Here is an 8,098-nt window from a genome sequence, read left to right as displayed (position 1 = left end):
TACACCCCACACCCTACACCCCACACCCTACACCCCACACCCTACACCCCACTCCCTACACCCCACTCCCTACACCCCACTCCCTACACCCCACTCCCTACACCCCACACCCTACACCCCACTCCCTACACCCATCACCTCATCCATGACACCAGATAGTTTTCGCGTCAGTTTTGCTCCCTTATCTTTGCAGGAAGTATATCAATTAGCCGATGATGGGGCTAATGGTGCTATTGTACTAATGAGTGGCACTGTACGGGAGCAAACCGACGGTAAACCGGTTATTTATCTTGATTATCAGGCCTACGAACCCATGGCGATCGAGGTTTTCCGGCAAATTGCCGGGCAAATTCGGCAAACCTGGCCCGATACCAATCGAGTTGTCATTCACCATCGCACCGGTAAGCTACAAATCGGTGAAATTAGCGTCTTAGTAGCGGTGGGTTGTCCCCATCGGGGGGAAGCTTTCGCAGCCTGTCGTTATGCTATTGATACTCTCAAGCATAATGCCCCCATCTGGAAAAAAGAATACTGGTCTGATGGTTCTAGTCAATGGGTTAGTATTGGGGCTTGTGAAACGGAACATTAGGTCTAATAACGCAAAATTAAGGCAATTTTTTGGTAATCGTTCAAGGAATCTTCATCGACTAAAGCTACACGTCCTCCCTTGGCCAATACCACTTCGATAATTTCATCCACTGCATCATCGATTACCTCCGTACCACCGACGTTTTCCACCAGTATCAAATCACCGTTTTCGCTTAAAACTGCGGGTACATGGTAATTTTTATCCACTAATAACAATTTTCCTCGACCTTCCTGCGCTAAACGCCACACTTCTCCCAGGGTAGAGATAACTTTTTGAGCGCTGACTGCCGCGTCCAAAGCTTGCAGGGCTTCAGTTTTTTGATTCTGACGCACTGAATGCATAATCGGCAATACTTGCGGAATTAATTCTGGCAGTGAGGTTTTGTCAAAATTGCCGGTTAAAGTGCCAACAATTGCTGATGTGTACTGTGAAACTTCTTGAAAGAAGGAAATTTGACGAACCACTCCACCCACAATCAAAGGGGAAGAATCATCAATGTCAATGTATTCACCCAGAGCATTATCTACCTGCTGGAAAAATCGCCGGATTCTATCATCTAGATAACTGGTATCGGCATCAAAGGGCAGTGGTGCGGTGGCCCCCGGTCCAGTCATTTCTAAGGGAAAATTTTGATCGCGAATTTCTTCGAGAGTTTCTCCTGTAGCTGAGATTAAACGAGTAGAACCCTGACTTAATAGTAACAGCCAATAGGGTTGTTCTCGATGTAATCCATAAACTAAATCCCGTGTGGCAAAGGTTTTATCGATGACAACTCTTGCCTGGACAGAAAAAGGCAGGTTATAAAGCTTGGCAATATCCGGACCAATATAGATAGCTAATCCATCTAGAGTATAAGGATAATCTATTTCAGCCACTAGACTATCGAGGCGATCGAACAAAGGTTCGATTTCACGTTTAGAGAATTCTGCCGATAATCGGCGCTTTGCTTCATCGACCAAATTTTTAACGAGAATAGGGTCTTGTTTGTTATCCGGTGAGGTGCGATGGGTAGGTAAGAGAATGGAAAGGGCGGGTATTTGAGTTAGGGATTGTAGTTTCTTAAGTTCTTGACGAGTAATCATTGATTTTAGCTTGATTGATAGGGTTAAGGAGCTAAAAATACTGGCTTTATCCAGATTTTCTCGATTTATTCAGTATTCCAGCTAACATTTTAGGGAAAAAATGTAGTTATATCTAGAAAATTAAGAAATTATACTGAATTGCTTTGGCAGAGATTGAGGGAATTTTTAACCGGAAAATAGGAATAGTATTGATTTATCGATCGTCCACCATCAGGACAGAAAATGTTCAGGATGGGTAAATAACCCATCCTCGGAATAATTAGGAGCTGCTGAATAAATCTAAAAACCTTGTTGGGTAAGACTTTTAGACTTTTTGTCAATCAAAAAGTACTGGGCATGGGAGTGATCAGGGGGAAAATTCCGGGACTTTTTTCCTGAAAATTAGGTAATTGGCCCCCTCAAAACCGGTAAAACCCCACACCCCACACCCCACACCCCACACCCTGCCCCCAGGAAAAACTTTTTCAGCATACCCTAATTAGGCCGCTATGGCGGTTTTTTCCGCTGTTAATGCCTCTTGGCGTTGAAATTCGGCTAATTGTGCCATAATTTCATCCCGAACAATCTGACGGTATTCCAGGAAATGCTCGTTGTGGGCGCAGACAGTGATATAGTGTTCGGCATTGGCGGGATTATGGCGCAAAATACCGAATAAATTCTGCCAGAATTTCCAGCGAGTGGAACGTTTAAAGCCCTGTCGCCAGATAATTACCGCTAGGGCATAGAGATCGGCCCGTCGAGGCAGTTTAAAGGCTGGTTTCGCTTTAGGTGCGCCTAATTTCAGGAAACAGCGATAGGTGCGATCAAGAAATACCTCCGGATCGTACAATTTCCAGAAGGCTTCAATATATTCCGTGGCAATATCTTCGATCGGCCGAGTGGGAACGAAATTCATCAGGGTACTTTGGTTAATGTCCTGTTTCCCCGTTAATCGTAGTCGTCCTTCTTTTTCCAAGCGAGTCCATAGGGCGGTATTGGGTAAAGCTTGTAACATTCCAAATAGAGCCGTGGGAATGGCCGCTTCTTCGACAAAATTAATAATGCGATCGGCCGCTCCTTTTTTCTCGCCATCAAAACCGATGATAAATCCCGCCATAGGGCGCAATCCGGCTTTAATAATCTTTTCTACCGTCTCGGTTAACGAACTACGGGTATTTTGGAATTTTTTGGTTAATTGTAAACTTTCTTCGTCGGGGGTTTCAATACCTAAAAAGACGGCATCAAAGTAACAATCAACCATCATTTCCATTAATTCGGGATCGGCGGCTAAATCCACCGATGCTTCCGTGTTAAACCGGAAAGGATACTGGTGTTCTTCTTGCCAAACTTTTAATTCTTTGAGGAGTAATTTAACGTTGCGCTTGTTGCCAATAAAATTATCATCCACCATGAACACGCCCCGGCGCCAACCTAACTCGTAGAGATAATCTAATTCTTTTAATAATTGTGCGGGGGTTTTGGTGCGGGGTTTACGACCGTAGAGAACGATAATATCGCAAAATTCGCACTGGAAGGGACATCCGCGCGAGAATTGTACCGACATGGAATCATAAGCTTCAAAATCGAGCAGATCGTAGCGTGGGATCGGGGTAATTGTCACATCGGGTTTTTCTGTGGTGCGGAAAACACCTTTAGTTTCTCCTCTTGCCAATGCTTCCACAAACATCGGGATGGTGATTTCTCCCTCATCGAGGATCAGAAAATCAGCCTCGGCCACTTCGTGGGGGATAGAAGTTGGATAGGGACCACCCACAGCCACCAGTTTACCCCGTTGCTTGGCTTCGTGAATTTGCTCGATTAAATCTTGACGTTGCACAATCATGCCCGAAAGAATCACTATTTCGGCCCAATCCCATTCTGCTTCTGTCACCGCCCGAATATTGCGATCAACCAGTTTAAATTCCCATTGCTGCGGTAAAATCGCCGCCACCGTCACCATACCCAGGGGAGGAAGTAAGACTTTGCGATCGACTAATTCCAGAATTTTGTTATAAGACCAGAAAGTCGGCGGAAAAACGGGATAAATCAGTAAGGCGCGCATATTCACTCCTCGCTCGATGGCGATCGATTCTTGACCTTTCGCTTGATTGTAATCTTTTTCGGTCAGGGATGGGAAAACCGTTATTTAGCCCTAGAACTAAGATCAGGCTTGATTTTCGGCCGCCATGCCCACCCTTGACCCTGCCCCCATAAAAGTTTATGGTCAACATTAATAAAATTTATGTAAACAAATGTTGCATAGTCTGGGAAGTTATGTTACATTTAATATCAAGCACTTGAATCAAATGCAATTTTATTATAGGAAGGCAATTCACCATGGATAAGCAAGAAAACAAACTCGGCTTCACCGCTTTCGCTGAAAACTGGAATGGTCGTTTAGCCATGCTCGGTTTCGTCATTGGCGTAGCTACGGAATACTTAACCCACAAAGGTATCCTTGCTCAATTAGGCTTGATGTAATTTCAGCCTCGATTGCTGTGCATCTACAATCGTCTTGAATAAATTATCAAAAAAGGGAGGAGCATCGCTCTTTCCCTTTTTTAGTTGCAGGTTGGGGATGGGGGAGTGGGGTGATAGGGAAGTGGGGTGTGGGGTGTGGGGTAGATGATGTACTGGAAAATCTCTCAAGTAACCTTGTTTGAGAACACTTGTCGGCAATTCCTGTCTATGGTTAATTAAGAAAAATAAACTGTAGCGAAATATACTGTTTTTTCGTGTTCTAATGGGGATAGATAGGGGGAAAAAAATCATGTCGAAATCACTCTTTACCGATGCCAGCAGTCGCCTAGAACGCGCCCTTAAGTATGTCTCCATTTCCGATGATGCGATCGAGCGGTTAAAATATCCCAAAGCTAGTCTCAGCGTCTCCATACCCGTCCGTATGGACAACGGCACTTTAAGAATCTTCCAAGGCTACCGCGTCCGCTACGATGACACCCGCGGCCCCGGCAAAGGAGGGGTGCGCTATCATCCCAACGTCAGCATTGATGAGGTGCAGTCCTTGGCCTTTTGGATGACCTTTAAATGCGCCCTGCTGGATTTGCCCTTTGGTGGGGCTAAGGGCGGCATTACCCTCAATCCGAAAGAATTGTCAAAAGCCGAGTTAGAACGCCTTAGCCGGGGCTATATCGAGGGTATAGCCGACTTTATTGGTCCCGATGTCGATATTCTTGCCCCCGATGTCTATACCAACGAGATGATCATGGGTTGGATGATGGACCAGTACAGCATCATTCAGCGTAAAATTAGTCCGGCGGTGGTGACGGGGAAACCTTTAACCATGGGAGGCAGTCGTGGCCGCGATACGGCGACGGGAACAGGAGCTTTTCATGTTATTCATTCTCTTTTGCCTAAATTAGACAAAAAACCGGCTAATACTACCGTAGCCGTCCAAGGATTCGGTAACGCTGGGGCTGTAGTAGCGGATCTCCTCGCCAAAGCCGGTTATCAAGTGGTGGCGGTAAGTGATTCCCAGGGCGGCATTTATCGGGAAAAAGGCCTAGATATTGCCAGCATTCGTGAGTATAAACAGGAACATCGCGGAATTACTGCTATTTACTGTGAGGGTACTGTGTGTAATATCGTCGAACACGAGGCGATTAGTAATGAAGAATTGTTAGCCCTAGATGTGGATGTTTTGATTCCGGCTGCCCTAGAAAACCAAATTACCGCCGAAAATGCCGATCGCGTGCGGGCAAAATATATCTTTGAAGTGGCCAACGGTCCGACTACCTCAGAAGCCGATCGCATTTTAGAATCAAAAGGGATTCTCGTTTTCCCCGATATTTTGGTTAACGCCGGTGGGGTAACGGTGAGTTATTTTGAATGGGTGCAAAATCGCAGCGGTCTTTATTGGCGATTAAACGAGATCAATGAGCGCTTAAAAGAAAGAATGGTGACAGAAGCGGAAAAAGTCTGGTCTTTCGCCCAGGAGTTCGATATATCTCTGCGTAACGCCGCCTACGCCCAGGCCATTGCTCGTCTCGGTGAGGCCCTAGATGCCAAGGGAACCCGCGACTATTACCAAAATAAGACGGGAGCATAACGGAGTCGGTCGTCGGTCGTCGGTCGTCAGGAAATAAATAGGGTGATAGGGTTTTGGGGTGATAGGGTGATGAGACAACTTCCCCACTTCCCCACTTCCCCAGGAAAAACTTTTTGCCGCAAACCCCAGTTAGTTAACCCTATTCCTGCTCAGAAATCATGGCAAAATCCTCTTAACTGGATCTGGGCTAAAAAATCTAACTTAAACAGCGAATTGCCTCCAATAAACCCCTCGCTTTGTTGAGGGTTTCTTCATACTCTTTCTCCGGCTCAGAATCAGCGACTAACCCTGCTCCCGCCTGCACGGAAACCAGATAATTTTGATTACCCTGGGGACGAACAATCATAGTGCGAATCGTGATGGCACTATTTAACTGTCCCTCGAAATCGTAGTAACCATAAACCCCTGAATAGGGACCACGACGACAGGGTTCTAATTCATGAATAATTTCCATAGCACGAATTTTCGGGGCCCCACTGACGGTTCCCGCGGGAAAACAAGCTTTTAATAAATCCCAAGCACTTTTATTGGTGGCTAAATACCCCACCACATTACTAACAATGTGCATAACGTGGGAATAACGTTCAATGATCATTAATTCATCCACTTTAACCGTACCTCGATCGCACACCCGGCCTAGATCATTTCTCCCCAAATCCACTAACATAATATGCTCGGCAATTTCTTTGGGATCTTGCAATAAATCCGTTGCTAAAGCTTGATCTTCACTGAAGTTTTGTCCCCGGCGACGGGTGCCAGCAATTGGTCTGACTGTAGCCTTTATTTTACCTAATTCGTCCCGTTCTGCCTTAACCATCACTTCAGGACTAGAGCCAATAATTTGCCAATCCTTAAAGTTATAAAAAGCCATGTAGGGAGAAGGATTAATCAGACGCAAGGAACGATATAAATCGAAGGGATGACCCTGATAATTGGCATTTAAACGCTGGGAAATAACCACCTGAAAAATATCCCCCGCTTTGATGTAATCCTTAGCTTTTAGGACATTTTGACAGAATTTTTCCTGAGTTGTATTGCTTTCATAGACTAATTCTTTTCCCTGACCAACGGGTAATAATTCCAGGGTTTTGGCATTAGTTGGTAGGGGTAATCGTAACTTCAGAACTAACTGTGTCACTCGATCGCAGGCCGCTTGATAAGCGGCCGCTAAATCGGGATTATTACCCCGAATATCGGCATAAGCGATCGCCCAGATTTTCCGTTTAACTTGATCGAAAATAATCAGATTATCCACCTGCATCCAAATACCATCCGGTAGATCGGCATCCGTAGCGGGATAAATAGGCACTCGCGGTTCAATCCAATTAATTAATTCATAACCCCAAAAACCAAATAAACCCCCTATTCCGGCGGGTAATTGCGGCAATTTAACCGGCACAATCGGTGCTAAACATTGGGTTAAAATCTCGAAAGGATCCCCCGAAAAAATCTCTTGAGAACCATCGCGAAAAGTTTGGGTAGTGGTGTTTCCCCGTGCTTCTAATACCCAGACGGGATCGCCTCCTAAAAAGCTGTAGCGTCCCAAGGTTTCGCCCCCTTCCACCGACTCTAATAAAAAATTGTAGGCTTGATCGGCACAAACTTTATACCAGGCCGAAACGGGTGTTTCTAGGTCAGCGACCCATTCTTGATAGACAGGAATAAAGTTACCTTGACCAGCGAGTTGACGAAAGCGATCGAAGTCGGGGAAGATCATATTTTGATGGTTCAAGAAACGGATAGCACAACACTTGTAGGGGAAAAAAAGGAATTATGAATTATAAATTATAAATTATGAAGGAGTGGGGATCAGGGGAGATAAGTAGGGTCTGCTGAAAAAGTTTTTCGTGTGGACAGGGTGTGGGGTGTGGGGTGTGGGGTGTAGGGTTTTAGCGATTTTGAGGGGGTCAATTACCTAATTTTCAGGGAAAAAGTCCAGGGATTTTCCCCCGATCACTCCCAGATCTGGTACTTTTTGATTGACAAAAAGTCTAAAAGTCTTACCAAACAAGGTTTTTAGATTTATTCAGCCAACCCTAAGTAGGTAGGGGTTAAAAGTTGTCAGACACCCCCCTTATCAAGGGGGGATTAAGGGGGGATCGAAGCTAAAATCCATTTTTAATATAATTATAACCAGCTACTTAGGAGAATAAATAAAAGCAATCTCCTGACGACCGGCCACTAACTCCTAACCCCAGGAAAAACTTTTTCAGTAAACCCTAACTAGCAATTGATTGCGATTGCGATCAGAGAAATCGAGAGTCAGAAGTTAAATCTTGGGGCCAAATAGCTTCTAAATCTAACTCCCCACTCTCGATTTTAGGGATTATTTATGCTTCGTAGGGAGTGACACCAGAGAACTTAATTGTCGCCGGTTCCGGG

The 8,098-nt window shown here is 45.1% G+C and carries 7 protein-coding genes; 3 read left to right on the top strand and 4 right to left on the bottom strand.

Annotated elements, in window-relative coordinates:
• The first annotated feature begins 145 nt into the window (after positions 1 to 145).
• Entirely contained in the window at positions 146 to 589 is a 444-nt protein-coding gene (locus tag O9332_RS15265) for a molybdenum cofactor biosynthesis protein MoaE (RefSeq protein WP_002762019.1), read from the top strand.
• Between the two features lie 2 nt (positions 590 to 591).
• Here the strand turns inward: O9332_RS15265 and O9332_RS15260 are convergent, their stop codons facing one another.
• Both O9332_RS15260 and O9332_RS15255 read right to left on the bottom strand, forming a co-directional pair.
• Positions 592 to 1,671, bottom strand: a complete 1,080-nt coding sequence (locus O9332_RS15260) for an AOC03_06830 family ribosome hibernation factor (RefSeq protein WP_002762020.1) — start codon at positions 1,669 to 1,671, stop codon at positions 592 to 594.
• Between the two features lie 478 nt (positions 1,672 to 2,149).
• Complete coding sequence (locus O9332_RS15255; protein WP_002762021.1) at positions 2,150 to 3,712, bottom strand: B12-binding domain-containing radical SAM protein; 1,563 nt, start codon at positions 3,710 to 3,712, stop codon at positions 2,150 to 2,152.
• A gap of 257 nt (positions 3,713 to 3,969) precedes the next feature.
• Here O9332_RS15255 and O9332_RS15250 point away from each other — a divergent pair, with 257 nt between their 5' ends.
• Complete coding sequence (locus O9332_RS15250) at positions 3,970 to 4,131, top strand: CAB/ELIP/HLIP family chlorophyll-binding protein (protein ID WP_487353236.1); 162 nt, start codon at positions 3,970 to 3,972, stop codon at positions 4,129 to 4,131.
• On the opposite strand, the gene O9332_RS15245 is transcribed toward O9332_RS15250, so the two are convergent.
• Positions 4,117 to 4,422: a hypothetical protein gene (locus O9332_RS15245; protein ID WP_196219867.1), complete on the bottom strand. Its 306-nt coding sequence runs from the start codon at positions 4,420 to 4,422 to the stop codon at positions 4,117 to 4,119. The two genes, O9332_RS15250 and O9332_RS15245, sit on opposite strands and share 15 nt — an antisense overlap.
• On the opposite strand from O9332_RS15245, the gene O9332_RS15240 reads away from it, so the two are divergent.
• A complete protein-coding gene (locus O9332_RS15240) occupies positions 4,421 to 5,716 on the top strand; it encodes a Glu/Leu/Phe/Val family dehydrogenase (RefSeq protein ID WP_288026260.1) in 1,296 nt (431 codons plus the stop codon). The two genes, O9332_RS15245 and O9332_RS15240, sit on opposite strands and share 2 nt — an antisense overlap.
• A 196-nt stretch (positions 5,717 to 5,912) precedes the next feature.
• Here the strand turns inward: O9332_RS15240 and trpE are convergent, their stop codons facing one another.
• On the bottom strand, positions 5,913 to 7,433 hold the full coding sequence (gene trpE / locus O9332_RS15235) for an anthranilate synthase component I (RefSeq protein WP_288026258.1): 1,521 nt from the start codon (positions 7,431 to 7,433) through the stop codon (positions 5,913 to 5,915).
• Positions 7,434 to 8,098 lie beyond the last annotated feature (665 nt).

This window comes from Microcystis sp. LE19-10.1B, from assembly GCF_027530565.1.
Lineage (GTDB): Bacteria > Cyanobacteriota > Cyanobacteriia > Cyanobacteriales > Microcystaceae > Microcystis > Microcystis aeruginosa.
This window is presented reverse-complemented; position numbering and strand designations above follow the sequence as displayed.

What these genes read in the sequence shown, in the direction of transcription:
- O9332_RS15265 (WP_002762019.1), top strand. Translation starts at nt 146, where the DNA reads ATGACACCAGATAGTTTTCGCGTCAGTTTTGCTCCCTTATCTTTGCAG.
- O9332_RS15260 (WP_002762020.1), bottom strand. Translation starts at nt 1,671, where the DNA reads ATGATTACTCGTCAAGAACTTAAGAAACTACAATCCCTAACTCAAATA.
- O9332_RS15255 (WP_002762021.1), bottom strand. Translation starts at nt 3,712, where the DNA reads ATGCGCGCCTTACTGATTTATCCCGTTTTTCCGCCGACTTTCTGGTCT.
- O9332_RS15240 (WP_288026260.1), top strand. Translation starts at nt 4,421, where the DNA reads ATGTCGAAATCACTCTTTACCGATGCCAGCAGTCGCCTAGAACGCGCC.
- O9332_RS15245 (WP_196219867.1), bottom strand. Translation starts at nt 4,422, where the DNA reads ATGATTTTTTTCCCCCTATCTATCCCCATTAGAACACGAAAAAACAGT.
- trpE (WP_288026258.1), bottom strand. Translation starts at nt 7,433, where the DNA reads ATGATCTTCCCCGACTTCGATCGCTTTCGTCAACTCGCTGGTCAAGGT.